The organism is Pseudomonas sp. PDM03, assembly GCF_014852385.1.
Lineage (GTDB): Bacteria > Pseudomonadota > Gammaproteobacteria > Pseudomonadales > Pseudomonadaceae > Aquipseudomonas > Aquipseudomonas migulae.
On record NZ_JACVBM010000008.1, the window covers coordinates 83610 to 98753 of the forward strand.

Sequence of the window (15144 nt, forward strand, 5' to 3'; positions counted from 1 at the left end):
ACCTTACTGCGCCTTACGGCGGCGGCGACGATTGATCATTAACAATGCCGCTGCCGTGACCGCCAACACACCGCCGATCTGCAAAGTTTTTTTGTAAGGCCGCAGCTCGGAGCGCACGGCGTCGGTGACCTGGGTGACGTAGCGCTTGTCGGCGCGCTGAAAGTCCGGGTCCTGGCATTGGTGACCGAAATCACCCGCCCAGACGACATACGGGCCTTCCTCGACATAACGACGGTAGAACGCGCTTTGCTCTTGCAGGTTCGTACCCCACGACGAAGCCTTGCACAGCACCGACGCGAAAGCCTGACTGCTGTGGGGTAAAAGATCAGCCGCTTTACTCGCCAGCGCGGTGGCAACAAATCGGTAATGGAAACGCTCATCAGGTTGCGCCAACGTGGCTTGCTGGCGTTTCACCTCACCCTCGGCCATCAATGGGCCGACCTTGAGCTCGGGAGTCTCGAGACTGTAATTGCCACCGAAAGTCGCGTAATCCGGAGACATCTCGTAGCCCAACAGCTCCATTCCGTCGAAACGAGCCACTGTCGCGGCATGGTAATAAGCGAATGCCCGTTTGGTTGGCCACCATTTCGATTCGGCGTCGTGGCGCAATTCCCCGTACCACTTGGCCTTGGCCTGCAAGTCGGCATTGTCGAAATAGCCTGGCGCTTCGTCGTAACGCGCTTCGCGCAGCAATCGCCGCCCCAGCAGGTTGCGCAACTTCGCCGCCACAGACAACGGCACGTAGTTATCGCGATCCTGCTGAGTCAGCGCTGGCGGCGCCGGCACTTGAGTGTCGACGTAATGCTTGAGCTCATCGACGGTCAGCACACGCTCAGCGACGGTCGCAGCGTCGAACCAGTAAATGTCGTTGCTGCGATAAAGCTGATCGAATGCCTGCAAATAATCCCCACGCTGCAACGCCAGGATCGCGCTTTCCCCCTCGACGCGGCACTTGGGCTGAAGCGTTTCGAAATCCCAGTCCGGTGTCCGTCGCTCGCCCCAGGATTCGTTCTGCGGGAAGGCCTGGGCAGCCTTGGCGTACGCGGCGGCGGCAGCCGTTTTATCACCCTCGCGCATCGCCAGTTTCGCCCGCAGCCACCACGCCAGGCCACCGTCGCCGGCGTGTTCAAGGAAGGCCTTGGCGCTGGCGTAATCGCCCTGTTGATAATTCACGGCGGCCAGCCGATCAGCATTGTCGAGGCTGCCGCGCGTGCTGTTTTGCAGCAGCTTGATCAGTTTTTGCTCGTTCGGCGGTTGATCACCAAATGACCAACCCAACCGGCTGATCAACGACGCCGTGACCAGTTGCTGCACCGGTTTGCCTTTAAGCAACGCGGCCAGTTGCTCGTCGGGCATCGCCGCCAGATCGGCCATCAACAGCTTCAATGAGGTGTAACCCACTGCGGAACCATGGAGGTTTTGCGTGGCGTAGAGTCCGATGGCACTGTCCCAATCGCCCGCCGTGCGAGCGACTCGCGCCTCTTCGCCGAGGCTGGCGACGCCCAGCTCCAATGGGTCGCTGAAGCCGTCGATGCTCAACTGGCGCGCCTGCTCAAAGGTCTTGCGCGACTGCGTCAGCAGATCGGGCGTGGCGTCCGCTTCGCTGCTCATGGCAAACAGCGCCCGGCCCAGCGAATAAGCGGCCCACGTGCTGCGCAACGCGCGTTGATCCGCTGGCAATGCGAGCACTTTCTGGAAGTAATCGGCGGCCAATCCATGGTCACCGGCGCTGAACGCCACGGCACCCGCCAGATAAAGCCTGAGCTCGGTCGGCAGGCTTGCGCCCTGCACCTCGACCTGTTGAGCATCGCTCAGCGTGCGCAGTTGTTTGACCAACGCCTGCTGCGGCACCGTCAAACCAGCCTGTTCGGCGTCGTCCCGCTGCACGGCATAGTCAGGCGCGTCCATGCTGTAGACGACTTCGCTGACGTTCTTCAAACCCGTAATCGCCTGCCCGAGACGACTGATCTCGAACCGGAAGTTGCCTTCCGGCAGCTCCGCCAGCGACTGCCCCCGGTTGTCGAGCAGGCGCATGGGGAAATCCGGCCCGCAGGCCACTGCCGAACCCAGTGGAAAACCGAGGCTCAGGCAAAGCAAATGGCGGGGCCAGTTACGGGTGAACATTCGAACCTCCTTGATCAATGTTTGTGCAGCGCGCCCAACCGATGGCGCGCTGCCCACCGGCCGGGATCCGACCGTCGCGCAGGCGGGTGAAGGTAAGCAGATCCGGGCTTTGTTGCAACGCATAACCGGCCAGGGCATCGGCGCCCTCACAACCTCGTGCGGCGAGCGTCAGGCGTTCGGGCCAGGCGCTGTCGAGGTTGCCTTGATTGCTGATGCTGACGTCATAGAGGCCATCCTGCGCCGAGAGTTTCAGCGTCAGGCGACTATCGAGGGCTTCGCCACGGGCCACGGCGCGCAAGGTCGTCAGGCTCCAGGCCCGGCGATCATTGGCCAACGGCAGGCGAAACCAGATCAGCCCGGCCAGATGAGCCGGTGGATCGTCGCGCAACTGGGTGGCAAGTGTGCTCAGTTGCTGCGGATCGGCCAGCAATTCCCGGCGCTCGCCGACGCGCTCAATGGGCACTTCGCTTTCCACGTCGGGTGCGCCGCCGGCCTGCGGCAACAACGCTACGCCATAGGCCGGCAACGCCAGATAAAAAGGTTTAGAAGTGATGCGGCTCCAGGCGCTGGCCCATTTTCTGGCCTGATCCGGGTCAAACAATCCCATGCGCGGGTCGCTCACCGCATGCACCTGCAACACGCTGCTATCGACTGTGGATAACAATGCAGGCAGTTCGGAACTGTCGAGCCATGCCGGCAGCGCGGTAATGCTCAACGGCATGGAAGCCGGCAGCACCGCGCGCAAATCCGTGAGGAATTTCCGATAAGCCGGTAGCCGAGCGTTCCCGGCATCGTGGTCGATTTCCACGCCGGATAGCAGCAGCCCCTGCGCCTGCCAATCGCTGAGCACTTGCTGGATCTGCGCAGCGACCTCGTCCTGATCCAGCGACTTGAGCTGGCCATCGAGACGAATCACCGCAATCAGCGGCCGGCCATCCCGTTTGAGCAGCACCGGGTCAATTCGCGCCCGGTTCCAGCCCGCCTTGGGAAACGCCTGCAAGGCCAGCACCCGCAGGGTCGAAAAATCCGCACGGCTGTCTTTGAGTGCGGCTTCGTGGGCCGGCGTCCATTGTCGTTGCCATACATAAAGTTGCTGATCGAGCGGCGGTGCGTCCTGCCGTTCACAACCGCTAAGCAAAGCCAGCATCACCAGCAAGCCTGAAAGGCGAGCGAGAAAAACCATAAAGCATCCTTGGAAGCTGCTGAAGGCAGCGTCCGCCAGATGCTACAGGTCGAGCACCAAAGGCTGCGAGCCCTGCGCCGGAATCGCACAACAAATCAGGACGTGTCCTTCTTCCGGCACTTCCGCTGGCGGCTGTGGATAATTCACCTGACCGCTGATCAGGCGAGTCTTACAGGTCCCGCAGGAACCGCCGCGGCAACTGAATTCCGGGCGCAAACCTCGGCTTTCCGCCAGCTCCAGCAAACTGCCGCCCTCGGGTTGCCACCTGGCTTCTTTGGCTGAACGCTCGAACACCACCGGCACCGACGTGGTCGCGGCCGGCGGTTGCTCGATGACCACCGCGTCGGGGTCCGGCCGGCGACGCAAGGTCGACGGGCCGAAGGTCTCGGCGTGAATCCTGCTGTCACGGATGTCCAGTTCCCGAAGGCTGTCGTACAGCCCCTGGGTAAAACTGCCCGGCCCGCAGAGTACAAAATCCAGCTGATCGTAGTCCTCCACTTCAAGGATGTTCTTCAGCAACGCGGTGTCGATCCGTCCGGTCAGGTCAAAGTCCTCGCCCTCCTGAGCATCGGCCTCCGGCTGACTGAGCAGACGCAGCACCCGCACCGAATCACCGGCGTCATCCAGCAAACGATCCAGCTCGGAGCGAAACGGTTGATCAGCCAGCGTGCGCGAACTCTGGAAAAACCATGTAGGCCGAATGTGCCGGGTGCGCAGGCCTTGATACACGACCTCCCGCACCATCGACAGCAAAGGCGTAATGCCTACGCCGGCGGCCAACAACACCAGCGGCCGACGTTCATGGGTTGCCACGGTGAAGTGCCCTTGAGGCGCGCGGGCTTCCAGCAGATCACCGACACGAACCTGCTCATGCAGATGCGAAGACACCCGCCCTTCTCGCTTCACACTGATGCGGAAAAAGTCATCGGACGGCGCGCTCGACAGGCTGTAGGTGCGGATATGCACCTCACCGCCAATGTTGAACCGCAGCGGTAAATGCTGCCCCGCTTGAAACAGCGGCAACCCGGCGCCATCGGCGGGCTCCAGATAGATCGAGCGGATGTTGTGGCTTTCCGCTTCGATGCGCACCACCCGCAGCGGCCGCCAATGATCACCCAGCGCCCGGGCTTGCAGGCGTGCGTTGGCCTGCTCCCAGGTGCCCGTCAGCAAACTGGTGGGCGATACGCCGTCGAAGCGCCAGCGCAGAGCCAGTGCTGCAGGCCGACGCACCACCTGCTCCACCTCGAATGTCCACAGACGCTCGGCGCCTTGAAAGGCTTCGACTTGGGGGCCTTCAAGGATGATTTCGGTACGACCGCTGAGGTGCAGCAGGTCGCCGGAGTTGAAATCGATAAACAGCAAACCCGCCCGTGGATTGATCAACAGGTTGCCCAGGGTATTGAAGAACAGATTGCCGGCGAAGTCCGGGATGGTCAGACGATTACCTTCCACGTGTACGAAACCGGCCTGACCGCCACGGTGGGAAACGTCCACTGAGCGCCGACCGTCGACATCCACATAACTGGCGACGAAGAAGGTATCGGCGTCGGCAATCATGGCTTTGGCAGCGTCATCCAGACCGCCCAGGTGCTGCGCGATGCGCGTCGAGGGATCCGCCAGCGGCACCGAACGAAACTGCCGCAATTGAATGTATTGCGGGCAGTTGCCGAAGGACTGTTCGACCGTTACGCCGAAGCCATTCGCCGTCACGGCGCCGACGCGACCATTGAGGCGGTTGCGCCGCCGCGTGTGCAGTTCGATCCCCAACAAGCCGATCGCCGCGCCATCGGTCAATTGCGCCGGGTCATCCGCCCCCGGCAAGCTGTCGAATTGCAGCGCACCTGGCTGGGGCGAGTGAGCGAAGCCCGGTTGCCCTTCAAGAATGCTCGCCCAAGGATTGCCGTCGGCATCCACTGCGCCGTACAGCATGAACGGCAGTTGCTCATAGAATTTGCGGTGCTGGTCCGGCATCTCAGTGCGAACCACCCTACGACCCAACTCCTCCATTCGCTCGGCAACACCGACGTGTGCCTGCAACTGTTTTTCGCCCGCGTGCCAAGTTGACTGGTCCATTACGGCTTCTCCCCGCGCGTCAGGCGCAGTGTGAACGGCCCGACAATGCCGGGCCGCAGGTATCAGGCAGTTTTTTGCAGGCCGGCGACGGTGCGCGGCATGCCGACAAACCCTGGCAAGGCTTCGATGCGCGCCAGCCAGGCCCGCACGTTCGCGTAGTCCTCGAGCGACACGTTGCCTTCCGGAGCGTGGGCGATGTAACTGTAGGCGGCCACGTCGGCAATGGTCGGTTCGCTGCCGGTCAGGTAAACCGTATCAGCCAGTTCCTGATCGATCAGTTTGAGCCAGACGTGGGCGTAAGCGATCGTCTCTTCAGCCCTGTAAGGCGCGCCAAACACCGTGATCAGCCGCGCCCGGCCCGGGCCAAAGGCAATCGGTCCAGCCGCCACTGACAACCAGCGTTGAACCTTGGCGGCGCCGAGCGGGTCGTCTGGCAGCCAGCGACCGTTACCGTATTTTTTCGCCAGGTAAACCAGAATCGCGTTGGAATCGGCCAGCACCACGCCTTGATCGTCGATGGCAGGGACCTGTCCGAACGGGTTGATCGCCAGGTAATCCGGTTGTTTGTGCGCGCCCTTGGCCATATCGACCAGGATCAGCTCGGTCGGCAGTTGCAGCAGGGATAACATCAGCTCCACACGGTGAGCATGGCCGGAACGTGGGAAGTTGTAGAGTTTGATCGCTTGCATGGTCGACTCCGCTGGGTGGTGGCGCCGTTCTGAAACGATCAGCGCCGATGGGAGCCATCTTCCACCCCCAACCAAAACAACAGAATAACCAGCAAACGCAATCAATTATTTCAGCCAGTGCAATAACCCATCAGCCCTGCAAGGCCGGGTGTTCGCGCAGCGCTTTCACCGTGAAGTCGACAAAACTGCGAATCCGGGCCGGCGCATTGCGGCCGCCCTGATACACCACATGGATGGGCAATGGCGGCAGTTCGAAGTCAGCCAATACGATTTCCAGTTCGCCGGAAGCGACTTTACTGGCGACTTGATAAGACAGGACACGGGTGAATCCCAGTCCGAGACACGCTGCCGTAATGGCTGCCTGATTCGCCGTCACCACCAATCGCGATTCAACCCGTACGCTGAGTGGCTCGCCCGCTTCCTGAAAAGGCCAGCTTTTAAGCTGACCGATAGCAGACGTCGAAATAACCGGTGCACGCGCCAGATCCTGAGGATGCACGGGCGCGCCTTGCGCCTCCAGAAATGGCGGAGCAGCGCAAATCACCCGCCGTACTTCGCCGACGCGGATCGCGTGCTGGTTGCTGTCGGGCAATTCACCGATGCGCACAGCCACATCAATCCCCTCCTCGACCATGCTCACCACTCGATCAACCAGCAAGCCGTTGATGCAGACTTCAGGAAACTGCTTCAGATAACTCACCATCACCGGCGTGACGAACAACTCACCAAATAACACCGGCGCGGTGATCGTCAGTTGCCCACGGGGTTCGGCATGACTGCCCGCAGCTGAATCCTCCGCTTCCTGCACCTCGGCAAGAATCCTCCTGCAGTCTTCGAGATACCGCTGACCCGCCTCGCTCAAATGCACGCTGCGGGTGGTGCGCGTCAGCAACCGTGCACCAATGCGTTTTTCCAGCGCGGCCACGGCACGGGTAACACTGGCCGCCGACAGGCCCAAACGCCGCGCCGCAGCCGAGAAACCCTGGTCCTGGGCGACGGCGGCGAAGACCTGCATTTCCTGGAATCGGTCCACTGGGTATGTCCTCTACTCAGATATTCGCTACCGTCAGGCTGCGAATCCAATACGACGTTCAAAACAATCTAGTCTGACATAACCGGGAATTTGCGAGGTCTTGATTATGGCAAAGGATAAGAAGCGCCCGCTTAAGCAGAACGCTGCCGACAGCTCGAAGATGACTAACAAGGACTACCTGGAAGAACTGCGCCGACTGCACGTCGAAACCGTCAAGTTGCAGGAGTGGGTACGGCACAAAGGCATCAAGGTGTGTATTGTTTTCGAGGGTCGCGACGGCGCCGGCAAGGGAGGGACAATCAAGGCCCTGACTGAACGGGTGAGCCCTCGCATCTTTCGTGTGGTGGCGTTGAGCGCGCCGACCGAACGTGAGAAAACCCAGATGTATGTTCAGCGGTACCTGCCGCATCTGCCGGCGGCTGGCGAAGTGGTGATCTTCGATCGCAGTTGGTACAACCGTGCGGGCGTTGAACGCGTGATGGGGTTCTGCACCCAAGAGCAGGTCGACCGTTTCCTGAAGTCGATTCCGTTGGTGGAACGTGCAATCGTCGATTCGGGCGTCATCCTGATCAAATATTGGCTGGAGGTCAGCCAAGAGGAACAGACACGACGACTTCAGGCACGCATCAAGGATGGACGCAAAATCTGGAAGCTCACCGGCATGGATCTCAAGTCATACAGCCGCTGGTACGACTATTCACGCGCCCGTGACGACATGTTCAAGATGACCGACACCGAACATGCCCCCTGGTTCGTGGCCAACTCCAATGACAAGCGACGGGCTCGCCTGAACATCATCACCGACCTGCTCAGCCGCATTCCCTATAAGGATGTTCCGAGGGAGCCCGTGAAGTTGCCCAAACGCCAAAAGCCAGGCAGCTATCGAGAGCCGGATTATCCACTGCGTTTGATACCGGAAAAATTCTGAGCTGAATGTAAAAGGGGCAAGGTCCTGTGAACAACAGGAACCCTGCCCCTCGATTCAGCTGTGGATAACTTATTCCACGGTGACTGACTTCGCCAGGTTGCGCGGCTGGTCAACGTCTGTGCCTTTCAACACCGCGACGTAGTACGACAGCAACTGCAGCGGGATGGTGTAGAGGATCGGCGACAGAATGTCGTGGATGTGCGGCATGTGCACAACGTGAGTGCCTTCGCCGTTGGTCATGCCGGCCTGTTCGTCTGCGAAGACGATCAGTTGGCCGCCACGGGCGCGCACTTCCTGGAGGTTGGACTTCAACTTCTCCAGCAGTTCGTTGTTGGGCGCCACGGTCACTACCGGCATGTCGTTATCCACAAGCGCCAACGGGCCGTGTTTCAGTTCGCCGGCCGGGTAAGCTTCAGCGTGGATGTAGGAGATTTCCTTAAGTTTCAGGGCACCTTCCATCGCTACCGGGAATTGCGCGCCACGACCGAGGAACAGGGTGTGGTGTTTCTCGGCGAACAGCTCGGCGATCTTCTCCACAGTGCTGTCCATGGCCAGGGCTTCGCCCAGACGGGTCGGCAGGCGACGCAGTTCTTCGACCAGGGTGGCTTCGACGCCTTTGGCCAAAGTGCCGCGCACTTGACCCAGGGACAGCGTCAGCAACAGCAGGCCAACCAACTGAGTGGTGAAGGCTTTGGTCGAGGCCACACCGATTTCGCGGCCGGCCTGGGTCAGCAAGGTCAGGTCGGACTCACGCACCAGCGAGCTGATGCCGACGTTGCAGATCGCCAGGCTGGCGAGGAAGCCCAACTCTTTGGCGTTGCGCAGCGCGGCCAGGGTGTCGGCGGTTTCGCCAGACTGGGAAATGGTCACGAACAGGGTGTCTGGCTGCACCACGACTTTGCGATAGCGGAATTCACTCGCGACTTCGACCTGGCACGGGATGCCGGCCAGTTCTTCCAGCCAGTAACGGGCGACCATACCGGCGTGGTAGCTGGTGCCGCAGGCGACGATCTGCACGTTGCGCACTTTGGCGAACAGCTCGGCAGCCTGTGGGCCGAAAGCTTGCACCAACACTCCGTCCGGGCTCAGACGACCTTCGAGGGTACGCTGCACCACAGCCGGTTGTTCGTGGATTTCCTTGAGCATGAAGTGGCGGAACTCGCCCTTGTCAGCCACGTCGGCACCGTCACGGTACTGCACGGTTTGACGCTCGACGACCTTGCCGCTAACGTCCCAGATCTGCACGCTATCGCGACGAATTTCGGCGATATCGCCTTCTTCAAGGTACATGAAGCGGTCAGTGACCTGGCGCAGGGCCAATTGGTCGGAAGCGAGGAAGTTTTCACCCAGGCCAAGGCCGATCACCAACGGGCTGCCACTGCGAGCGGCGAGCAGGCGATCCGGTTGCCGAGCGCTGATCACGGCCAGGCCGTAAGCACCGTGCAACTCTTTAACGGTGGCCTTGAGGGCCACGGTCAGGTCGTTCAGATCTTTGAGTTTGTGGTTCAGCAGGTGAGCGATGACTTCAGTGTCGGTGTCCGATGTGAACACGTAACCCAATGCCTTGAGTTGTTCGCGCAGGGCTTCGTAGTTCTCGATGATGCCGTTGTGCACCACCGCCAGATCACCGGAAAAATGCGGGTGAGCGTTGCGCTCGCACGGCGCACCGTGAGTGGCCCAGCGAGTGTGGGCGATGCCCAGGCGACCGGCCAGCGGCTCGGCTTCGAGCGCCAGTTCCAGCTCGCTGACTTTACCCGGACGACGCATACGCTCGAGCTGTTGGTCATTGGTATAGACCGCCACACCGGCGCTGTCATAGCCACGGTATTCCAGGCGCTTGAGGCCTTCGAGGAGGATGGCAGTGATGTTACGTTCTGCGACTGCACCGACAATTCCACACATGCTATTTCTCCTGACTGACAGCCGCGCATATCAGCGTGATACCGCGGGCTTGTATCTGATCGCGTGCCTCCAGCGGCAGGCGATCATCGGTAATTAGGGTATGGACGCTGCTCCATGGCAGCTCCAGGTTGGGAATCTTGCGGCCTATCTTGTCGGACTCCACCATCACAATCACTTCACGGGCAACATCCGCCATGACGCGGCTGAGTCCCAGCAATTCATTGAAGGTGGTGGTACCGCGCACCAGGTCGATGCCGTCGGCACCGATGAACAACTGATCGAAATCGTAGGAGCGCAGTACTTGCTCGGCGACCTGCCCCTGGAAAGACTCGGAATGCGGGTCCCAGGTACCGCCGGTCATCAGCAGCACCGGTTCGTGCTCGAGTTCACTCAAGGCGTTGGCGACATGAAGCGAGTTGGTCATCACCACCAGGCCCGGCTGTTGACCGAGTTCCGGAATCATCGCTGCCGTGGTGCTGCCGCTGTCGATGATGATCCGGGCATGCTCGCGGATCCGCGCAACGGCAGCACGGGCAATCGCCTGTTTGTACCTGGAAACCGGCTGCCCGATATCGGCGACCAGTTCCTGAGGCATGGTGATCGCACCGCCATACCGACGCAACAAAAGACCATTGCTTTCGAGCGCCGCCAGGTCCTTGCGAATCGTAACTTCCGAGGTTTCGAAGCGCTTGGCCAATTCATCAACACTGACTTCGCCCTGCTCATTGAGCAAGGCGAGGATATTGTGACGGCGTTGAGGTGTATTGCGCTTCGACATGACCTGGTAAGTTTCGATTCGAAAGATAACGGAAGCAATCAAAACCTATTGGCGAAACTTCGTCAAGCGCGAGGCGATAAAAAGGTCTGTGGATAACCTTGCCGGCGATGGACCGACGCGGTGTTTCAGGTAAACCGCTATCGCCGGCAAGCCGGCTCCTACAGGATTGTGGATAACTCAGGCCTTTTTGATTTTCTCTGGTCGCTTCCAGCCATCGATGTTCTTCTGCCGCGCACGTCCGACGGCCAACTGCGCGTTATCCACATTCTGCGTAATAGTCGATCCGGCCGCAGTGGTTGCACCGCTAGAGATATCCACAGGCGCCACCAACGAGTTGTTGGAACCGATGAACACATCCTCACCCAACACGGTTTTCCACTTGTTGGCACCGTCATAGTTGCACGTGATGGTGCCCGCACCGATGTTGGTGCGGGCGCCAATCTCGGCATCGCCCAGATAGGCCAAGTGACCGGCCTTGGCGCCTTCGCCCATGTGAGCGTTTTTCAGCTCGACAAAGTTACCCACATGCGCGCGAGCCTCCAGCACGGAGCCGGGACGCAGGCGCGCGAATGGACCGGCATCACTGCCTTCGCCCATGATCGCGCCTTCGATATGGCTGTTGGCCTTGATCACCACACCTTTACGCAAAGTGCTGTCCTTGATCACGCAATTCGGGCCGATCACCACGTCATCTTCGATGACAACCTTGCCTTCGAGAATCACGTTGATGTCGATCAGCACATCGCGACCGACAGTGATGTCACCGCGGACATCGAAACGTGCCGGGTCGCGCAGGGTCACACCCTGGGCCATCAAACGACGACCCGCGCGCAGTTGATAATGACGCTCGAGCTCGGAAAGCTGCTTGCGATCATTGGCGCCCTGCACTTCCATCGCATCGTGAGGCTGCTCGGTCGCCACCACCAGACCATCGCTGACTGCCATGGCAATCACATCGGTCAGGTAGTACTCGCCCTGGGCGTTGTTGTTGGAAAGACGGCTCATCCAGCCGCCCAGTTGTGCGAACGGCAGCGCGAGAATACCGGTGTTGCCTTCAGTGATCGCACGCTCGGCTTCGTTGGCGTCTTTCTGCTCGACGATAGCCGTCACCTTGCCGGCAGCATCACGAACGATGCGGCCATAGCCGGTTGGATCATCCAACTGAACGGTCAGCAAACCCAACTGCTGCGGTGCAACCTGCTTGAGCAGACGTTGAAGGGTCTCGACCTCGATCAACGGCACATCGCCGTAAAGAATCAGGACGGTGTCGGACTCAATGAACGGCACTGCTTGAGCAACCGCGTGGCCAGTACCCAGCTGTTTGTCCTGCAGGACGAAATTCAGATCATCGGCTGCCAGTCGCTCACGTACGGCGTCGGCACCATGGCCAATCACCACGTGGATGCGCTGTGGATCAAGTTGCCGCGCGCTGTGGATAACATGGCCAAGCATCGAGTTGCCGGCAATCGGATGCAGGACTTTCGGCAGTGCCGAACGCATGCGAGTGCCTTGGCCGGCAGCGAGGATAACAATTTCAAGAGACATGACTGGCTACCAATCCTGGATGGTCAGCGGCTGCGACCAGGTTATGAAAATCGGAAAAGAAAAAAGGGTAGCCGAGGCTACCCTTTTTAATCAATCGCGCAACAAGTGATGGCCTGTTAGTGGCCAAACTTCTTGCGGATCTGCTGGACGGTGCGCAGCTGAGCTGCAGCCTCGGCCAGACGTGCGGCAGCAGAACCGTAATCGAATTCCGCGCCCCGCTCATGCAAGGCCTTCTCGGCAGCCTTAACGGCTTCCTGAGCGGAGGCTTCGTCCAGGTCGGCAGCTCGTTGCACGGTGTCGGCAAGAACCTTGACCATGTTCGGCTGAACCTCGAGGAAACCACCGGAGATGTAATACACCTCCTCTTCCCCGCCCTGCTTGACCAGGCGGATCGGGCCAGGCTTGAGATTAGTGATCAGCGGCGCGTGGCCCAGGGCGATACCAAGATCACCCAGTGCACCGTGCGCAATCACCATCTCGACCAGGCCGGAAAAGATTTCTCCTTCCGCGCTGACGATATCGCAATGGACTGTCATAGCCATCTGATTGCCTCAACCTAAATTAGCGCCCGTTGCCGGGCGCCGGGATTACAGTTTCTTGGCTTTCTCGATCGCTTCTTCGATGCCGCCGACCATGTAGAACGCTTGTTCTGGCAGGTGGTCGTAGTCACCGTTGAGGATGCCTTTGAAGCCAGCAATGGTGTCTTTCAGGGAAACGTATTTACCCGAGGCACCGGTGAAGACTTCAGCCACGAAGAACGGCTGCGACAAGAAGCGCTGGATCTTACGAGCACGGTTTACCAACTGCTTGTCGGCTTCCGACAGCTCGTCCATACCCAGGATCGCAATGATGTCCTTCAGTTCTTTGTAACGCTGCAGAACGTACTGTACACCGCGAGCGGTATCGTAGTGGTCCTGGCCGATTACGTTCGGGTCCAGCTGGCGCGAAGTCGAGTCGAGTGGATCGACCGCTGGGTAGATACCCAGGGAAGCGATGTCACGGGACAGAACGACGGTGGCGTCCAAGTGGGCGAAGGTGGTCGCTGGCGACGGGTCAGTCAAGTCATCCGCAGGTACGTATACCGCTTGGATGGAGGTGATCGAACCGTTTTTGGTCGAAGTGATACGCTCTTGCAGAGTACCCATCTCTTCGGCCAGGGTCGGCTGGTAACCTACTGCGGAAGGCATACGGCCCAGCAGTGCGGATACTTCAGTACCGGCCAGGGTGTAACGATAGATGTTGTCGACGAACAGCAGAACGTCGTTACCTTCGTCACGGAACTTCTCGGCCATGGTCAGGCCGGTCAGTGCTACGCGCAGACGGTTACCCGGCGGCTCGTTCATTTGACCGTAAACCAGTGCCACTTTGTCCAGAACGTTGGAGTCCTTCATCTCGTGGTAGAAGTCGTTACCCTCACGAGTACGCTCACCCACACCGGCGAACACGGAATAACCGCTGTGCTCGATGGCGATGTTACGGATCAGTTCCATCATGTTTACGGTTTTGCCTACACCGGCACCACCGAACAGACCAACTTTACCACCCTTGGCGAACGGGCAAACCAGGTCGATAACCTTGATGCCGGTTTCCAGCAGGTCGTTGCCGCCCGCTTGCTCAGCGAAGGTTGGCGCAGGACGGTGAATGCCCCAGCGCTCTTCGGTGGCGATCGGACCAGCTTCGTCGATCGGGTTGCCCAGTACGTCCATGATCCGGCCCAGAGTCGCTTTACCGACCGGTACGGAGATGGCTGCGCCAGAGTCGGTGACTTCCAGACCGCGCTTCAAGCCCTCGGTGGAACCCATCGCAATGGTACGAACCACGCCGTCGCCCAGCTGCTGCTGAACTTCGAGAGTGGTGCCTGCATCGCTTTTTACACTCAAAGCGTTGTAGATGCTCGGTACGCTGTCGCGTGGGAATTCCACGTCGATAACGGCGCCGATGATTTGAACGATACGTCCGCTACTCATAGCTGGATCCTCTGAATATTTGAACCGTTAAACCGCGGCAGCGCCGCCGACGATTTCCGAGATCTCTTGGGTGATCGCAGCCTGACGCGCCTTGTTGTAGACCAGCTGCAAATCGCTGATCAAATCACCGGCGTTGTCGGTAGCGTTCTTCATCGCGATCATCCGCGCAGCTTGTTCAGCCGCGTTGTTCTCGACCACCGCCTGGTAGACCTGCGACTCCACGTAACGGACCATCAAGCCGTCAAGCAGCTCTTTGGCGTCCGGTTCGTACAGATAATCCCAGTGGTGCTTGAGTCCTTGATCCGGGGTTGCCACCAGTGGAATCAACTGCTCCACGGTAGGCGTTTGCGTCATGGTGTTGATGAACTTGTTGGACACCACGGACAGGCGGTCAATACGGCCGTCCAGGTAGGCATCCAGCATCACCTTGACGCTGCCGATCAGGTCATTGATCGACGGCTCTTCACCCAGGTGGCTGATAGCTGCTACGACGTTACCGCCGAAGTTGCGGAAGAAAGCCGCACCCTTGCTACCAACAACACACAGATCAATCTCGACGCCGTTTTCGCGGTTTACCGCCATGTCCTTGACCAGAGCCTTGAACAGGTTGGTGTTCAAGCCACCACACAGACCACGGTCACTGCTCACCACGACATAACCAACGCGCTTTACTTCACGGTCGATCATGAATGGGTGGCGATATTCCGGGTTAGCGTTGGCCAAATGGCCAATAACCTGGCGGATGCGCTCCGCGTAAGGACGGCTAGCAGCCATGCGCATTTGTGCCTTGCGCATTTTACTGACCGCCACTTTTTCCATGGCGCTGGTAATCTTTTGCGTGCTTTTGATGCTCGCAATCTTACTGCGAATCTCTTTTGCGCCTGCCATGTAACACCTATCAGGTTAGCAAGCGGGAGCCTTG

General features: G+C 59.6%; 12 protein-coding genes. 1 reads left to right on the plus strand and 11 read right to left on the minus strand.

All coding sequences use genetic code 11. From position 1 onward, the window contains the following. Nucleotides 1-3 precede the first annotated feature (3 nt). From IB254_RS13960 to IB254_RS13980, 5 genes are all read right to left on the minus strand, one after another. Nucleotides 4-2124, minus strand: coding sequence for a hypothetical protein (locus IB254_RS13960; protein ID WP_192417783.1), 2121 nt, complete (start codon nt 2122-2124; stop codon nt 4-6). Beyond that, complete coding sequence (locus IB254_RS13965) at nt 2111-3307, minus strand: DUF3142 domain-containing protein (protein WP_192417784.1); 1197 nt, start codon at nt 3305-3307, stop codon at nt 2111-2113. The genes IB254_RS13960 and IB254_RS13965 overlap by 14 nt, the downstream gene beginning before the upstream one ends. Before the next feature lie 42 nt (nt 3308-3349). Further along, nucleotides 3350-5380 (minus strand): pyridoxamine 5'-phosphate oxidase family protein, encoded by a 2031-nt coding sequence (locus tag IB254_RS13970; protein WP_192417786.1) that lies wholly within the window; start codon nt 5378-5380, stop codon nt 3350-3352. A gap of 62 nt (nt 5381-5442) precedes the next feature. Beyond that, on the minus strand, nt 5443-6069 hold the full coding sequence (locus tag IB254_RS13975; RefSeq protein ID WP_008041372.1) for a glutathione S-transferase family protein: 627 nt from the start codon (nt 6067-6069) through the stop codon (nt 5443-5445). 130 nt (nt 6070-6199) lie between these two features. Next, on the minus strand, nt 6200-7102 hold the full coding sequence (locus IB254_RS13980) for a LysR family transcriptional regulator (protein WP_192417788.1): 903 nt from the start codon (nt 7100-7102) through the stop codon (nt 6200-6202). A 106-nt stretch (nt 7103-7208) separates the two neighbouring features. Between IB254_RS13980 and ppk2 the strand changes: the two genes are divergently transcribed. Further along, nucleotides 7209-8030 carry a polyphosphate kinase 2 gene (gene ppk2, locus IB254_RS13985; protein WP_192417790.1) on the plus strand — a complete coding sequence of 274 codons (822 nt, stop codon included), beginning with the start codon at nt 7209-7211 and terminating at the stop codon, nt 8028-8030. A 69-nt stretch (nt 8031-8099) separates the two neighbouring features. On the opposite strand, the gene glmS is transcribed toward ppk2, so the two are convergent. The 6 genes from glmS to atpG all read right to left on the minus strand — a co-directional run bounded on the left by glmS (nt 8100) and on the right by atpG (nt 15110). Further along, a complete protein-coding gene (gene glmS, locus IB254_RS13990) occupies nt 8100-9932 on the minus strand; it encodes a glutamine--fructose-6-phosphate transaminase (isomerizing) (RefSeq protein WP_008041429.1) in 1833 nt (610 codons plus the stop codon). A 1-nt stretch (nt 9933) separates the two neighbouring features. Further along, a complete protein-coding gene (locus IB254_RS13995; RefSeq protein ID WP_008027522.1) occupies nt 9934-10710 on the minus strand; it encodes a DeoR family transcriptional regulator in 777 nt (258 codons plus the stop codon). 177 nt (nt 10711-10887) lie between these two features. Next, complete coding sequence (gene glmU / locus IB254_RS14000) at nt 10888-12255, minus strand: bifunctional UDP-N-acetylglucosamine diphosphorylase/glucosamine-1-phosphate N-acetyltransferase GlmU (protein WP_192417792.1); 1368 nt, start codon at nt 12253-12255, stop codon at nt 10888-10890. Between the two features lie 116 nt (nt 12256-12371). Then, the gene (locus IB254_RS14005) at nt 12372-12797 is read right to left on the minus strand and encodes a F0F1 ATP synthase subunit epsilon (protein ID WP_007969909.1); all 426 of its coding nucleotides are present in this window, start codon (nt 12795-12797) and stop codon (nt 12372-12374) included. Nucleotides 12798-12842: 45 nt separating this feature from the next. Then, complete coding sequence (gene atpD, locus IB254_RS14010; protein ID WP_008027526.1) at nt 12843-14222, minus strand: F0F1 ATP synthase subunit beta; 1380 nt, start codon at nt 14220-14222, stop codon at nt 12843-12845. A gap of 27 nt (nt 14223-14249) precedes the next feature. Next, entirely contained in the window at nt 14250-15110 is an 861-nt protein-coding gene (gene atpG, locus IB254_RS14015) for a F0F1 ATP synthase subunit gamma (protein ID WP_008027528.1), read from the minus strand. Nucleotides 15111-15144 lie beyond the last annotated feature (34 nt).